Source organism: Bacillus sp. AFS029637 (assembly GCF_002584985.1).
In the GTDB taxonomy this organism is placed as follows: domain Bacteria; phylum Bacillota; class Bacilli; order Bacillales; family Bacillaceae_G; genus Bacillus_A.
The window spans coordinates 33,890-49,933 of the sequence record NZ_NUPZ01000001.1 but is presented as its reverse complement, the minus strand read 5'-3'; the positions used below and the strand labels follow the sequence as shown (position 1 = coordinate 49,933).

Below are 16,044 nucleotides of genomic sequence, written 5' to 3'. Positions count from 1 at the left end.
GAATTATGCCTTTTTATATAGGGAGGATAGTAAATAGAGATTTCGACTAAAATGCACTTATTTATCTGAATTTTAAGTTTTATAAAAGGAGAGACAGAGGATGAAAAGAAAAGCTCCATTTAAAGTATTATCAACGTTAGCAATTACGGCAATTATCGGATGTACATCTGTAATGAGTGCTCCGTTCGTATATGCGGAAACGCCGGCGAAAGAGAAAGACAATGTATCCACAACACCAATTGATTACAATTTAATTCAAGAAGATCGTTTAGCGGAAGCGTTGAAAGAAAGAGGAACAATTAATCCAGCATCTTCTAAAGAAGAGACGAAAAAAGCTGTAGAAAAATATATTGAAAGGAAACAAGGGGATCAGGCAAATAAAGAAATTCTTCCAGCGGATACTGCTAAAGAAGCATCTGATTTCGTGAAAAAAGTAAAAGAGAAAAAAATGGAAGAAAAGGAGAAAGTAAAGAAAACTGAAAAAAATATTAGCCCCGAGCAAAGGCCGGAGCCAAATACAAAAAAATTGAATGGGCAAGTTCCAACTTCTAGGGCAAAGCAAGCTCCATATAAGGGATCTGTTCGAACTGATAAAGTACTAGTGTTACTCGTTGAATTTAGTGATTATAAACATAATAATATTGATCAAACACCAGGTTATATGTATTCGAAAGACTTTAGTAGAGAGCATTATCAAAAGATGTTATTTGGTAATGAACCATACACATTATTTGATGGTTCGAAAGTAAAAACGTTTAAACAATATTACGAAGAGCAGTCTGGCGGTAGTTATACAACAGACGGATATGTAACGGAGTGGCTAACTGTTCCGGGAAAAGCATCTGATTATGGAGCTGATGGTAGCAGTGGTCATGATAATAAAGGTCCAAAAGGTGCACGTGATTTAGTGAAAGAAGCTTTACATGCAGCTGCTGAGAAAGGGTTAGATTTATCTCAATTTGATCAATTCGATAGATATGACACAAACGGAGATGGAAATCAAAATGAACCTGACGGTGTAGTTGATCATTTAATGGTAATCCATGCTGGTGTTGGTCAAGAAGCTGGTGGCGGTAAATTAGGTGATGATGCAATTTGGTCACATCGTTCAAAATTAGCAATAGATCCAGTAGCGATTGAAGGGACAAAATCAAAGGTAGATTACTTTGGTGGAAAAGTAGCAGCACATGACTATACAATTGAACCAGAAGATGGAGCTGTAGGTGTGTTTGCACATGAATTTGGACATGATCTTGGTTTACCGGATGAATATGACACGAAATATACTGGAGCTGGATCACCTGTTGAAGCTTGGTCGTTAATGAGTGGAGGTAGTTGGACCGGAAAAATTGCAGGAACAGAGCCGACTAGCTTTTCACCACAAAATAAAGACTTCTTACAAAAGAATATGGGTGGCAACTGGGCAAAGATTTTAGAAGTAGATTACGATAAAATTAAGCGTGGTGTAGGAGTTCCTACATATATTGATCAAAGTGTTACGAAATCAAATCGTCCAGGTGTTGTACGTGTTAACTTACCAAGTAAGAGTGTTGAAACGATTAAACCGGAATTTGGAAAGCATGCATATTATAGTACAAGAGGCGATGATATGCATACAACATTAGAGACACCGTACTTTGATTTAACAAAAGGAACAAATGCAAAATTTGATTATAAAGCAAATTATGAATTGGAAGCAGAGTGCGATTTCATCGAGGTACATGCTATAACAGAAGATGGAACGAAAACATTGATTGATAGATTAGGAGAACAGATAGTACAAGATGATAAAGATACAACAGATGGAAAATGGATTGATAAGTCATATGATTTAAGTCAATTTAAAGGGAAGAAAGTGAAATTGCAATTCGATTATATTACAGATCCAGCTTTAACATATAAAGGTTTCGCAATGGATAATGTAAATGTAACGGTTGATGGACAAGTAGTATTTTCTGATGATGTAGAAGGGCAAGCTAAAATGAAGGTAAATGGATTCGTTGTTTCTGATGGGACAGAGAAGAAACCTCATTATTATTATTTAGAATGGAGAAACTATGCTGGGTCGGATAATGGATTAAAAGCAGGAAAAGGTCCAGTGTATAATACAGGTCTTGTTGTTTGGTATGCAGATGATAGTTTCAAAGATAACTGGGTTGGAGTGCATCCAGGTGAAGGGTTCCTTGGTGTTGTGGACTCTCATCCAGAAGCGTTTGTTGGTAATTTGAACGGAAAACCAACGTACGGTAATACAGGCATGCAAATTGCGGATGCTGCATTTTCATTTGATCAAACGCCAGCATGGAGTGTAAATTCGTTAACACGCGGGCAGTTTAATTATTCTGGATTACAAGGTGTGACAACTTTTGATGATTCAAAAGTATACAGCAATAAACAAATTGCGGATGCAGGACGAAAAGTTCCAAACCTTGGACTTAAATTCCAAGTTGTTGGACAAGCAGAGGATAAGTCAGCTGGAGCTGTTTGGATTAAGCGTTAATAATATAAAAGCACATTCTTCATATGAAGAATGTGCTTTTTAAATTTGTACAGTAAGTTATGATTTTAGCACATGTACTACAACTATTAGTTCATGTGTAATGTATCAAATTATGTGGGGAAAGGAAATATTTCCGAGGAAATTGTCGAAGTATCGTCGGTATTTATTCAGTTGCTTTTTTAAAGGAAGAAGGTAGTATTGCTTTTATACATAAGCTTATTTACAGGTATTACTTGGTTATATACGGAAAATTAGTGAAAAAAGACAATGATGGAATTATCCCATCATTGTCTTTTTTACTTTGCTTCTTACATAAATCATCCCAGCAAATGTTACTAAGAAGGCAGTTCCGATAACGAAGCTGATGCTAGGCGATGCTCCGATTGCTCCGACTGTAAAGGATCCAGCCACAACTCCTAACGAGAAGAATGCATAAAACAATCCGAATGCTTTCCCGCGGTTACTGTCTGTCGTATTTTCAACAAGTAAAGCATTGATTGACGGGAAGAGGATAGCGAATCCAATTCCATAAATCATCATAACGATAAAGAGCATGCCTTTTGTTGTAAATAATCCGAGTAAAGATAACGCTAATGCCATAACTGCAATGCCAACCAACATTAGTTTTGAACGATTAAATCGATCGTAAATACGATTTGTTGGTAGCAAGAAGAAGAGGATAGCGGTAATGCCGAATACACTTAACATCATACCAGTTGTAGATGCTTTCAGTGCCAACGCTTCAACTTTTACTGGTAACATATATGTGACAATTCCTTGTGAAAACATTAATGTGAAAGCGCCGATGTATGCTTGTAATAACGGTTCTGACTTTAACAGTTCAATCATATCTTCTTTGTTCATCATTTGCGTTCTTGATGTATCTTTTCTTGATACGTTATTTGGTAAGAAGAATAGAGATACGATTGTACCAAGAACCATTAATATAGAGATGGTAATGAAAACCCACTCTATGCCAGCGGTTGCTTTCATAATACCACTGAAAGCCGGTCCTACAATTGCCGCTGTTCCAACAGCAGCACCAGATAGAGCCATTGCTTTACCTTGCCTTGCTGAATGTGTTTGTTTTGATAAAAACGTAAAGGCAGCTGGAATTAAAAATCCGTCACTAAAACCGTGCATAAAGCGCACAACTAATAGTTGTTCACCACTTTGAACAACGGTGTATAACAAGACTATGAAACTCGTAAATCCCATGCTTATATAAAGTATTTTTTTTGCACCAAATTTATCGACGGCAGCGCCAGCAATAATATTACCAATCATATTAGCAAATGAGTACATACCGACAACTAGACCAATAATAAGAGGGGTTCCTCCAAGACTTTGGGCGAACGTACTCATAATAGGTAATTGTGAAAATGTATCTAAAAACGCTACGATAACAATAAAGTAAATAAAATATTTCAAGTGATACTCACCTCTCCTATGCTATTATGGCATAATGCCAATTTCAACTGCAATGAAATTGAATTAACAGATGTGGAAAAAAGTACAAAGTGACAAAATATTGAACATTATTTGTTAAATATTAGCAGAATTGAGATTGTTTTTTTGAAATATATGGATGGAGGTATTATAATAGAATTGTAAACTTCACCAGGTTAAGTATATACATAGAGAGGGATGTTTAAAATGAAAGCATTACTTTGGCATAATCAACGTGATGTACGAGTAGAAGAAGTACCAGAACCAACTGTAAGACCAGGAGCAGTTAAGATTAAAGTTAAATGGTGTGGTATTTGCGGAACAGACTTGCATGAATATTTAGCAGGACCAATTTTTATTCCGACAGAAGAGCATCCATTAACACATGTAAAAGCACCAGTTATTTTAGGTCATGAGTTTAGTGGTGAGGTAGTTGAAATCGGTGAAGGCGTTACATCTCATAAAGTGGGAGACCGCGTCGTTGTAGAACCAATTTATTCTTGTGGTAAATGTGAAGCTTGTAAACATGGACATTACAATGTATGTGAACAACTTGTTTTCCATGGTCTTGGTGGAGATGGCGGTGGTTTCTCTGAATATACAGTAGTACCAGAAAATATGGTTCATCATATTCCAGATGAAATGACGTATGAACAAGGCGCTCTTGTAGAACCAGCAGCAGTAGCAGTCCATGCAGTACGTCAAAGTAAATTAAAAGAAGGGGAAGCAGTAGCAGTATTTGGTTGTGGCCCAATTGGACTTCTTGTCATTCAAGCAGCTAAAGCAGCGGGCGCAACTCCTGTTATTGCAGTTGAACTTTCTAAAGAACGTCAAGAATTAGCGAAATTAGCAGGTGCGGATTACGTATTAAATCCAGCTACTCAAGATGTATTAGCAGAAATTCGTAACTTAACAAATGGTTTAGGTGTAAATGTTAGCTTTGAAGTAACAGGTGTTGAAGTTGTGCTACGTCAAGCAATTGAAAGCACAAGCTTTGAAGGACAAACTGTAATTGTTAGTGTATGGGAAAAAGATGCAACAATTACTCCGAATAACCTTGTATTAAAAGAAAAAGAGGTTATCGGTATTCTTGGATACCGTCACATCTTCCCAGCTGTTATTAAATTAATTAGCTCTGGTCAAATTCAAGCAGAGAAATTAATTACGAAAAAAATTACAGTGGATCAAGTTGTTGAAGAAGGATTTGAAGCACTTGTAAAAGATAAAACACAAGTGAAAATTCTTGTTTCACCTAAATAAAATAGAATAATAGAAAGTAGCCCTTTTCTTGAAATAGAAGAGGGTTACTTTTTTTCTATACTGAAAGATGATAGACTTTCCCTTAACTAAAGGTATTTTGTTTGGAAGGGGAAGTCTAATGCTTTCATTTATGTTGACATTGAAACGGATGCTAAAAGCTTGTTTACGAGCGTGGAAAGATAAAGAATTTCAAGTTTTATTCGTATTAACAATTTTGACTTTACTATCTGGTACGATCTTTTATAGCACAGTGGAGGGATTACGTCCTCTTGATGCTTTATATTTTAGCGTCGTGACGCTAACTACTGTTGGTGATGGGGATTTCAGTCCTCAAACTGATTTTGGGAAGATATTTACGATACTATACATATTTATCGGAATCGGATTAGTTTTTGGGTTTATACATAAGTTGGCAGTTAACGTGCAATTGCCGAGTATACTATCGAAGAGAAAAAAAGAGTAAAGCATTAATTGCTTTACTCTTTTTTTACATTATTTTAGACGGGCATTTGCAGTAGCTTAATAATACTTTATTACAATGTAAGTGCATTCATTACATTCACTATGTATAAAGTTAAAGTGATATGAACATTTTCATATTTTGATTAAATGATAGAAATTCGATGAAAGGTGGGATATTCTAGTCATAAGTTAACTGAAAGACATCGTAGGATCCTAACGAAATATTTACCATAACTTAATTATAAAATGGAGGATTTCAGATGAAAAAGAAAGTTCTTGCTTTAGCAGCAGCAATTACGTTAGTAGCTCCGTTACAAAGTGTGGCATTTGCACATGAAAATGATGGAGGAAATAGAGCGGAAATTATTCAGTATTGGTCTGCTGAAGATAAGCATTCAGAAGGTGTAAACTCTCATTTATGGATTGTAAATCGTGCAATTGATATTATGTCTCGTAATACGACACTTGTAAGACAAGATGAAGTTGCGTTATTAAATGAATGGCGTACAGATTTAGAAAACGGTATTTATTCTGCTGACTATGAAAATCCATATTATGATAATAGTACATTTGCATCGCATTTCTATGATCCAGATGATGGAAGTACATATATTCCATTTGCAAAACAAGCAAAGGAAACGGGAGCAAAGTATTTCAAACTAGCTGGTGAGTCTTACAAAAATAAAGATATGAAACAAGCATTCTTCTATTTAGGACTATCTCTTCATTATTTAGGAGATGTAAATCAGCCGATGCATGCGGCAAACTTTACGAATCTTTCGTATCCGCAAGGGTTCCACTCTAAATATGAAAACTTTGTAGATACAATTAAAGATAATTATAAAGTAACGGACGGAAATGGATATTGGAATTGGAAAGGTATGAATTCAGAAGATTGGATTCATGGAGCAGCAGCTGCTGCGAAGCAAGATTACTCTGGTATCGTAAATAGTAATACAAAGAGTTGGTTTGTGAAAGCGGCTGTATCACAAAGTTATGCGGACAAATGGCGTGCTGAAGTTACACCAACGACTGGTAAGCGATTAATGGAAGCGCAACGTGTAACAGCTGGATATATTCAGCTTTGGTTTGATACGTACGGAAATCGTTAAATCTTTGAAGTAGTCCTAAAAAAGTTTCTTCTTAATTATGAAGAAACTTTTTTATTTTGTAAGAGGAAATTTAAACTTTCTTTCCAATATGTATAAGACATATATAGAAGAGGAGAGAAAAATGTGGATAGAGGAATTTTTAAGGAGGTTCCATTACCGTGTGCATTTTTAGATGAAGTGGCTTTAGAGAGGAATATTCAATCGATTATAGAGTTAAGTGGAAATAAGAAGATTCGTATAGCGAGTAAATCGTTACGCTCTGTTCCAATTATGAAAAAGATTTTAGCTGCAAATCATCGGTTTCAAGGTATTATGTGCTTTTCACCTAGAGAAGCCTTGTTCTTAATAGAACAAGGGTTTAATGATTTGTTGTTAGGGTACCCTGCGTATGATGAACAAGCTTTATATGAAATTAGTTTACTAACAAAGCAAGGGCTCTCTATAACTTGTATGGTGGATTGTGAAGAACATATTGTTTATTTAGAAAAAATTGCTGAGAAGTCTAAAGGGTGTTTTCGTGTTTGTTTGGATATTGATATGAGTAGTCGTTTTTTACAATTTCATTTTGGTGTAAAAAGATCCCCGGTAAAAGATGTGCAAGGTGCTTTGAAAATAGCTAGGAGGGTGAGGGATTCATCCTATTTACTACTAGATGGTGCAATGGGGTACGAAGCGCAAATTGCTGGGGTGGGAGATCGTATACCGAATCAATGGATGAAAAGTAAAGTGATTTCGTATTTAAAGAAGAAATCAGTGATAGAAGTTACAGAAAAAAGAGGACGTATCGTAAACGAAATACAAAACCTTGGTATTGAACTAAGGTTTGTAAATGGGGGAGGAACAGGAAGTATAAAAACAACTGAGCAAGATAGCTCAGTTACAGAGATTACGGTAGGTTCTGCTTTTTATTCACCGAAACTGTTTGATTACTATAAAGAAGTGAGATTTCGGCCAGCTGTCGGATTTGCTTTACCAGTTGTGCGTAAACCAGCCACGTCTATTTATACTTGCCTCGGTGGTGGATATATTGCTTCAGGGGCGGTTGGAAAAGATAAAGAACCTGAGGTTTGGAGACCGGGTGGTGCAAAACTATTACCTTTAGAAGGTGCTGGTGAGGTACAAACACCAATTTTTTATAACGGTGAGGAACGGGTAGATGTAGGTGATTCCATCTTGTTTCGCCATAGTAAAGCTGGAGAGTTATGTGAGCGGTTTCCTTTTTTATATCGTGTCAAAAAAGGAGAGATTGTTGGGGAGTATTTAACATATCGGGGGGATGGCCGATGCTTTCTATAAAGGGACAAAAATGGAGAAATTGGACAGGGAATGTAGAAGGAACGCCGCATTATACGATGTACCCAGAAAGTATACAAGATGTAGTAGAAGTTGTGGGGCTTGCACGAAAAAAAGGAAAGAAAATTCGTGTCGTTGGTTCAGGGCATTCGTTTACACCTCTTGTGCAAACGGAAGAGATTTTAGTTTCTTTAGATGAATTGAAAGGGATTATGGATGTTGATATAGAGAATATGACTGTCGAAGTATGGGCAGGAACAAAACTACATGATTTAGGGAAATTACTTGAAGAGAAAGGTTATGCACAAGAAAACTTAGGAGATATTGATTCTCAATCTATTGCGGGAGCGATTAGTACGGGAACCCATGGGACAGGTGTTACCTTTGGGAGTTTATCAACACAAGTTATAGAGATTACGGCAGTTTTATCTACAGGCGAGAGTATAGTGTGTTCGGAAACCGAAAACATCGAATATTGGAAAGCATTTCAGTTGTCGCTTGGAATGCTAGGTATAATTGTGAAGATAAAATTGAAGGTTATTCCCGCGTATTCGCTCGTTTATGAAAGTGAAAAACAGTCATTATCTACTGTAATGAACAGGTTAGAAGAATATAAGAAGAATCGCCACTTCGAATTTTTTGTTTTTCCTTATTCAGAGGAGGTACAAGTAAAGTTTATAAATGAAACGATGAGTAAAGAAAGTGATTTGAAATGGCATAAACTAAAGGTGGAGTTACTAGAAAATAGGATGTTCTCTTTGTTATCTAAAGGGTGTAGATGGTTTCCTTCTATAAGTAAGGGAGTAAGTCGATTATCAGCTAGGGCTGTACCAAACACAAAAATAATAGGGCAAAGCTATGAAGTATTTGCTACATCACGTACGGTTCCATTTTATGAAATGGAGTATAGTGTCCCATCGAATTATATGAGGGATGCTGTAGAGGAGATTTCAAATCTTATTGAAAAGAAAAAGTATAAGGTACATTTTCCAATCGAATGTCGCTATGTGAAAGGTGATGATATATGGCTGAGTCCAGCGTACGGAAGAGATTCAGCTTATATTGCTGTTCATATGTATAAAGGTATGAAATATGCAGCTTATTTTGGTGAAGTGGAAAAGATTTTTCTGAAGTATGAAGGGCGCCCACATTGGGGGAAAATGCACACTTTATCGTATGAGCAATTACAACATATATATCCAGAATTTCATTCGTTTTTACAGGTAAGGAAGTCACTAGATGAAATGGGAATGTTTTTAAATCCTTATGCAGAAAAATTATTTATGAGTATGAAAAAGGCTGACAAATAATTATTTGTCAGCCTTTTTAAGTATAATTGCATTCCTTGTTTGACTAATACGCTCATAAAATAGTAACTTATCATGGCTAAATACATGTAATAAAACATGGATAATAAATAGGCCGTTAATTACGAATTGGAATAATAATATAACTAGTAATATTAAAGGCTCTGTAAGATTTAAGATAGAGCTACTAGAAAGAATATAATTGATTCCACCTAAAATGAAATAGAATATACCGTAACGGATGAATAATTCCTTCATTGTAATGTGACCTGACTTTCCTTTCACGTAAATGCGAAGCAATGCTTTCCCGATTGTTTTTCCATTCGTAAAGTATGGAATGATAATAAAGTAAATAAAAATCGAACACGTAATGAAAATGAGTTCGTACATATTGGTGTAAGATTGAATATTAGAAAGGAAGACAGAATCCCCTTTGTTTTTAATTACAGGTACAACGATAGATAAGAAAATCCAATCAATTTGCATCGCAATCAGGCGACGAACGAATCCAACGGGTTTCGTTTCCAAATCAATATGGCTATCTAATTCGCTCGCTTTCGGAAGGAAGTACGTAAATATCGGTGCAATGATAAAACCAATTACGCCACCTAGTGTGTTTAAAAACAAATCATCGATATCAAATAAGCGATAGGCACAATTATAAATACCATATAGCCCAGTCACTTGTGTTAGTTCGAAAAATAGTGAAAGACAAAAAGAAATGCAAATGGTCTGTAAGAAACTACGTCGGAAATAATAACGTAAGTAAATACCGAATGGAACGGTTAATAGAACATTAAATGCAACTTGTAAAGATGCAGATTCTTTTAATAAGTAGAAATAAGTAGCTGGTTTCGTTAAAATTGCCGATGTATGATTGCTAATCTCTTGTATGAAATAAAATGGTGAGAGTTGCATGTGCTGTGTATTAGCTGGTTGTAGGCTACAAGTATCGTATGTTTGTGGTAATGGCAAAATAACAAGGAAATAGGCATTTAATAAGTAGAGTAATAATGAGTATAAAATAAATGAGCGCCATTTATTTAAATAACCGTATTTTCGATAATTAAATATTAAAAAAGGGATTAAGAGAAACATTGCTAAAATAGGAAATAAAATAAAAGCTGTTTTTACTGGAAATAAATATGCAGTCAAAATGAAGCTCCTTTCAATGAAATTCCGTTTATCATTATAGCGCTAAAAAGAATGTAAAACAAAGTTATAATAGTTTGAAATAGAAAAAATTACAAATTTTAGAAGGTTTAAGTTATAATAAATTTAATATAAAGATATTGTGATTATATAAATTGAGAGAGGGTACAAGTGATGCAATATGAGCTGTTTTCTGTAAGCGGAGGTCATATTACGACTTTTGAAAGTGCGTGGCATTTTCAGGAGGGGGAACAGATTTTTGTTCATGACAATCAAGTAAAAAGAAACTTTATTATTATTCGCCTAACACATGATGTATTTCAACAAAATAAGCATGTTATTCGTTTGTATTGTCAAGAAAAGAAAGTTTATGTATAAGAAACCCCTCTTACTCTATGATAAAGGTAAGAGGGGAAATACTAGATGAACTCTCTTATAATGATAGGTTTTATTTTAATCGGAGTATACAAAAGCGAGTCATTCTATATTAATAGAATGACTCGCTTCAAATTTGTAAGTTCATTTTATCCCGCTATTTGCGGGCAGTAAGACCCTATCTCAACATTCAGCGAAAACAAAAAAGTTGGGTGGGGGGCTACCCGCAAAAGTCTTCACCTTATAAGAAAATAATAGTAAGTACACCTACGATAATACAATAGAAGGAGAAATATTTTAAATTTCCTTTTGCCATAATGTTCATAAACCATTTTAATGAAATATATGTCATGATAAATGTTGCGACGAAAGCAACGATATATGGTACGAATAAAGTGTCTAGATTTGGATCATTTGCAATGTCTGTAATACTTAGCAATAAACCACCTAAACTAACAGGAATGTATAGTAAGAATGAGAAGCGAAGAGCTGTTTCTTGCTTCATACCAAGTAACATCGCTGCTACGATTGTAGCACCAGATCGGCTTATTCCAGGAATGAGTGCGCAAGCTTGAGCTAATCCGACAATGATTGCATCTTTCATAGAAAGATCACCATCATTTTTACGTCCACGTAAGTTTCTAATAATCCAAAGGCCGATAGCAGTAATGAGAAGGGAAATCCCAACCATTTTCACACCTTTTAAGTACTGATCGATATAATCTTTAAATAAAACACCAATGACACCTGCTGGAATCGTTGCAATTACAAGGTAAATAATAAAGAAGAAATCTGATTTTGCGTCTTCTGCTCTTGTAAATATATAAGATATACCATTTTTCGTTAGACGAATTAAGTCATTTCTATAAATAAGTAATACAGCTAATAATGAAGCTGAATTAACAAGTAGTTCAAAGCTAAACCCTTCTATTTTTAGTCCTAGCAAATGTTGTGCTAAAACGAGGTGACCACTTGAAGAAATCGGAATTGGTTCTGTTAGTCCTTGGAACAAACCAAGAATTAAATATTTTAAAATGTAGTAAAATTGTTCCATAACATCCTCCTTGTTAATTAGTATAAAGAAACAACTTTTCCATTATAACAAAGATATGGATGAATATTGAGAAGAAAGAAATATTCGGAATACAATAAAAAAATCCCCTATAACGCTATAAGGGATTTTTATCATTAATGAGAAGCTGCCGTTTCTTGAAGACCTTTAGTCAGTTGAACATCGACTTTTTCAGCATCATGAATATGGTTCATAATGGTAGTATTTAATTTTTGGAACATTTGTTGAGTGTTGGCAAATTCTCGTAATATATCATCATTACAAGATTTCTGATTTTCGATCGCTTGAATAACGTTTGTAGCGCCATTTTGTAACGTTTGAATCATAATTAAAATATTTTCGATTCTAGCGTTTGTATCGGCACTCATTTCTACACCTTCATCGACCAAATGTAAATTATCTTTTGTATTTTCGTACGCTTTTTCAATTTCTTCTTGAATTTTTTTCGTTAAGTTACCAATATTTTTTGTACTCTCTGCAGTACTTTCTGCTAGTTTTCTTACTTCATTGGCAACAACAGCGAACCCTTTACCATGCTCTCCAGCACGTGCAGCTTCAATACTTGCATTTAACGCCAGTAGATTTGTTTGCGCTGCGATGTTTTGAATGACTTCTACAATTTGCTCAATTTCTTTTGAGCGTTCACTTAAATGATTCATGCTGTTAGATGTGCGTTGAGATTGTTCACCTAATTTATTAATTACAATAAGTAAGCGGTGAACAGATTCTTTTCCTTCATTAGAGCAGTCAATAATTTCTTCAATAGACTGAATTAAGCTTTGTTCTTTTTGTAACATTTCACTGTTTAATTCATTGGAATGTGTCGTACGTGTTGAAACATTTTCAAAACATGAGTTTAATTGTTGAACTAAATTTTGAAGTATATGGTGTTGGTTATTTACAAGTTGATGCTCTTGAACGACGCTTTGTACACGATCGTGGATAGTGGAGATTATTTCTCGTTTTTCAATATCTTTTTGTTTTAATTCAGCTTCTAATTCGTGTATACGATTTTCTAATTGATCAATTTTATGTTGGAGTGTTTTTTTTTGAGTAAACATTGTATTTATTTCAACCGCCTTCAGAATTTGTATTTTCTCTATATTTGGATTTTAGCATTTTTTATAATTTATAAATATAGGAATTGTTAAATATTTAAGAATCTATTACATTTTGTTCGTGATTCCCTTTTTTTGTCATGAAAAATAAACTGTATTTAATAGTATTGTAAACAAACTGTAAAATAAATCATGTATAACTGTATATGAAGGGAGTCGGATTATGAACTATTTTAAGCGAATCAGTAGTCTAGTATTAGCAGGAATCATCGGTCTTTCTAGTACAGTCGCTGTAAAAGCAGAGTCAAACGACGAGAAACTTAACAACATGCAACAGCAATTGCAGCAAAACGATGCAGATATGCAGAAGAAAGAGCAAGAGAAGCAAGCTGTTACTAAAGAAATTCAAGGTATCGAAAACGAACTACATAATTTAAATAATACAATTGCAAAAAATAAAGAGGATCAAGCTGCTATTCAACGTAAAATTGATGAAACACATAAGCAGATTGAACAAAAAAAAGCAGATATTATCGTTTTAGAAGATAAAGTCCTTGCTCGTAAGGATATTATGAAAAAACGTATGGTTTCTGTTCAAAATAGCTCAAATACGAGTTTAGTAGTAGAAGTTGTTGTAGAATCAAAAAACTTTGCTGATTTCATACAACGTATGAATGCAGTGTCTACAATTTTAGATGCAGATAAAGAAATTTTACGTCTACAAGAACAAGATCTTCGTCAAATTGAAGAAGATAAAAAAGCGATTGACGAAAAAGAAGCATCTTTAGTAGTGGATAAGCAAAAATTGGCAAAAGCACAAGCTGATTTGCAAGATAACTTGAAAAAACGTCAAGATAACTTACAAACAGTTCAAGCGAAATATAATCAGCTTGCAAGCGAAATCAATTTAGCAGCAGAAGAGAAAGCTAAAATTGAATCAAATATGAAGGCAGTACAAGAAACGATTGCTCGTGAACAAGAAGCAGCAAGAATTGCAGCAGAAGAGCGTGCAAAAGCAGAAGCAGCTGCAAAGGCTGAGCAAGAAGCTTTAGCGAAAGCGAAAGCAGAAGTAGCTAAGCCAGCAGAGCCTGCAGCAAAAAATACGGCGTCAGAGTCTAAGCCTGACACGAAACCAGCTCAAGGTGGAAAAGAATTTTATGTAACAGCAACTGCTTATACAGCTGATCCATCTGAAAATGGCTATAAACCAGGTGAAACTGTAAAATCTAAGTTAGGGCATGATTTAACTGCAAATCCAAACATGAAATTAATTGCTGTAGATCCAGCTGTTATACCGTTAGGTTCTACTGTATATGTAGAAGGATATGGAACAGCGATTGCTGGAGATACTGGTAGTGCAATTAAAGGTCATATTATTGATTTATTAATGCCGGATTCAGCGACAGCTAATGCTTGGGGTAGAAGAACAGTTAAAGTTACAATCTTAAACTAAAACGTGATCCAACTTTACAATACGTAAAGTTGGATTTTTTTATAAAAATAATGTTAAGTTGAGTTTACATTTTGTTAAGGATAGCATACAATGAGGGTGAGAGGTGGTAAATTTGACCATTTTAAACAGGGTAAAAGAATTAAGAGCACGCTTTAATTTTTCGCAAAGTGTATTAGCGGAAAAGGTTGGAGTGACGAGACAAACAATTGCTGCAATTGAAAAAGGGGATTACGTTCCTTCTTTGTTATTAGCACTTACGATTTGTGATGTATTCCAGTTAAAGATGGAAGATGTGTTTGTTTTAAATAAGGAGGGGGAAGAGGATGAATAGAATTGCTTTTTCTTATATTGTAAACGTGCTTTATACTGCGTTAGCATGCTGGACATTTGTTGAACTGTATGGTGTTACTACAGAGCTAGCAGATATAATTAAAAACGAGAAGTTCCCATTTGAAGTATGGTTTAATGGAGTACCATTCATTTTATTATTTATTGGAGCAACTATAGTTACAATTTTTTATAGAATTCAAAAGAAAAAATACAAAAATTTATCCTTCTGGATGTATCCATTATTATTTCCGCTAGAAGATGAGCGTGAAAAAGCAATTACGGAGAAAGCTTGTCGAACAACTTTTGTTTCATTATGGTACGTGTTACCTTGTGCAGTTGGATTTTTAACTCTTTCTCCTATTACCAATGAATATCTTCCAGGCTATCCGTTGTATATTATATTTTCTATATTCTTTATTCAAATGACAGTATTCCACGTATCACTATACAGAAATAAATTAGCTTAAAAAGAAACCTTCTTGCACCGGCAAGAAGGTTTCTTTTTAGCTTATACTTGTACATATAGCGATATTATCTTATCATTTTATATAGAGTAAGATTTTGTAACGGAAAGGAATTGTATATGAATAAGCAAAGAATTTATAGTATAGTAGCAATCCTTCTATTTGTTGTAGGTGGTTTTTTAATCGGGAAGCCATTTTATGACGGATATCAGGCTGAAAAGAAACAGACTGAAAATGTACAGGCTGTTCAAAAGATGGATTATGAAAAGCATGAGACGGAATTTGTAGATGCTTCAAAAATTAATCAGCCAGACTTGGCAGAAGTAGCGAATGCATCATTAGATAGGAAACAAGTGATCGGCCGTATTTCGATTCCAAGTGTTTCATTAGAACTTCCTATTTTAAAAGTTTCTACTGAGAAAAACCTATTATCAGGTGCAGCGACAGTAAAAGAAAATCAAGTAATGGGAAAAGGCAATTACGCACTAGCAGGACATAATATGTCTAAAAAAGGTGTTTTATTTAGCGATATAGCATCTTTGAAAAAGGGCGATAAAATTTATTTGTATGATAATGAAAATGAATATGAGTATGCAGTTACGGGTATATCTGAAGTAACTCCTGATAAGTGGGAAGTTGTAGAGGATCATGGAAAAGATGAGATAACGCTTATTACATGTGTATCTGTGAAGGACAATTCTAAGCGTTATGTTGTTGCTGGTGATTTAGTAGGAACGAAGGCGAAGAAATAAAAAAG

The 16,044-nt window shown here is 34.7% G+C and carries 15 protein-coding genes; 11 read left to right on the top strand and 4 right to left on the bottom strand.

Annotated features, from left to right (window positions below):
* Positions 1-100 precede the first annotated feature (100 nt).
* Positions 101-2,500, top strand: a complete 2,400-nt coding sequence (gene inhA2, locus COE49_RS00235; protein WP_088232554.1) for a M6 family metalloprotease immune inhibitor InhA2 — start codon at positions 101-103, stop codon at positions 2,498-2,500.
* Positions 2,501-2,776: 276 nt separating this feature from the next.
* Here inhA2 and COE49_RS00230 read toward each other — a convergent pair whose 3' ends face one another.
* On the bottom strand, positions 2,777-3,931 hold the full coding sequence (locus tag COE49_RS00230; protein WP_088232555.1) for an MFS transporter: 1,155 nt from the start codon (positions 3,929-3,931) through the stop codon (positions 2,777-2,779).
* Positions 3,932-4,156: 225 nt separating this feature from the next.
* On the opposite strand from COE49_RS00230, the gene bdhA reads away from it, so the two are divergent.
* The 5 genes from bdhA to COE49_RS00205 all read left to right on the top strand — a co-directional run bounded on the left by bdhA (position 4,157) and on the right by COE49_RS00205 (position 9,386).
* Positions 4,157-5,209 carry a (R,R)-butanediol dehydrogenase gene (bdhA, locus tag COE49_RS00225; protein WP_088232556.1) on the top strand — a complete coding sequence of 351 codons (1,053 nt, stop codon included), beginning with the start codon at positions 4,157-4,159 and terminating at the stop codon, positions 5,207-5,209.
* 118 nt (positions 5,210-5,327) lie between these two features.
* Positions 5,328-5,672: a potassium channel family protein gene (locus COE49_RS00220; protein ID WP_088232557.1), complete on the top strand. Its 345-nt coding sequence runs from the start codon at positions 5,328-5,330 to the stop codon at positions 5,670-5,672.
* Between the two features lie 259 nt (positions 5,673-5,931).
* The gene (gene cerA, locus COE49_RS00215) at positions 5,932-6,783 is read left to right on the top strand and encodes a phospholipase CerA (protein WP_088232558.1); all 852 of its coding nucleotides are present in this window, start codon (positions 5,932-5,934) and stop codon (positions 6,781-6,783) included.
* 123 nt (positions 6,784-6,906) lie between these two features.
* A complete protein-coding gene (locus tag COE49_RS00210) occupies positions 6,907-8,079 on the top strand; it encodes an amino acid deaminase/aldolase (RefSeq protein WP_088232559.1) in 1,173 nt (390 codons plus the stop codon).
* Entirely contained in the window at positions 8,067-9,386 is a 1,320-nt protein-coding gene (locus tag COE49_RS00205; RefSeq protein WP_088232560.1) for a D-arabinono-1,4-lactone oxidase, read from the top strand. The genes COE49_RS00210 and COE49_RS00205 overlap by 13 nt, the downstream gene beginning before the upstream one ends.
* Here COE49_RS00205 and COE49_RS00200 read toward each other — a convergent pair whose 3' ends face one another.
* On the bottom strand, positions 9,387-10,538 hold the full coding sequence (locus tag COE49_RS00200) for a VanZ family protein (protein ID WP_088232561.1): 1,152 nt from the start codon (positions 10,536-10,538) through the stop codon (positions 9,387-9,389).
* A 171-nt stretch (positions 10,539-10,709) separates the two neighbouring features.
* Between COE49_RS00200 and COE49_RS00195 the strand changes: the two genes are divergently transcribed.
* Positions 10,710-10,913, top strand: a complete 204-nt coding sequence (locus COE49_RS00195; RefSeq protein ID WP_088232562.1) for a hypothetical protein — start codon at positions 10,710-10,712, stop codon at positions 10,911-10,913.
* 238 nt (positions 10,914-11,151) lie between these two features.
* Here COE49_RS00195 and COE49_RS00190 read toward each other — a convergent pair whose 3' ends face one another.
* Entirely contained in the window at positions 11,152-11,964 is an 813-nt protein-coding gene (locus COE49_RS00190; RefSeq protein ID WP_088232563.1) for an undecaprenyl-diphosphate phosphatase, read from the bottom strand.
* Between the two features lie 134 nt (positions 11,965-12,098).
* Entirely contained in the window at positions 12,099-12,779 is a 681-nt protein-coding gene (locus tag COE49_RS00185) for a methyl-accepting chemotaxis protein (protein WP_373605065.1), read from the bottom strand.
* Positions 12,780-13,263: 484 nt separating this feature from the next.
* Between COE49_RS00185 and COE49_RS00180 the strand changes: the two genes are divergently transcribed.
* The 4 genes from COE49_RS00180 (at position 13,264) to COE49_RS00165 (ending at position 16,039) form a co-directional block, all read left to right on the top strand.
* Positions 13,264-14,493, top strand: coding sequence for a 3D domain-containing protein (locus COE49_RS00180; protein ID WP_088232565.1), 1,230 nt, complete (start codon positions 13,264-13,266; stop codon positions 14,491-14,493).
* A gap of 112 nt (positions 14,494-14,605) precedes the next feature.
* On the top strand, positions 14,606-14,824 hold the full coding sequence (locus COE49_RS00175; protein ID WP_000154011.1) for a helix-turn-helix transcriptional regulator: 219 nt from the start codon (positions 14,606-14,608) through the stop codon (positions 14,822-14,824).
* On the top strand, positions 14,817-15,290 hold the full coding sequence (locus COE49_RS00170; protein ID WP_088232566.1) for a DUF2178 domain-containing protein: 474 nt from the start codon (positions 14,817-14,819) through the stop codon (positions 15,288-15,290). Before COE49_RS00175 ends, COE49_RS00170 begins: the two co-directional genes overlap by 8 nt.
* A 116-nt stretch (positions 15,291-15,406) precedes the next feature.
* Complete coding sequence (locus COE49_RS00165) at positions 15,407-16,039, top strand: class A sortase (protein WP_088232567.1); 633 nt, start codon at positions 15,407-15,409, stop codon at positions 16,037-16,039.
* Positions 16,040-16,044: the final 5 nt, after the last annotated feature.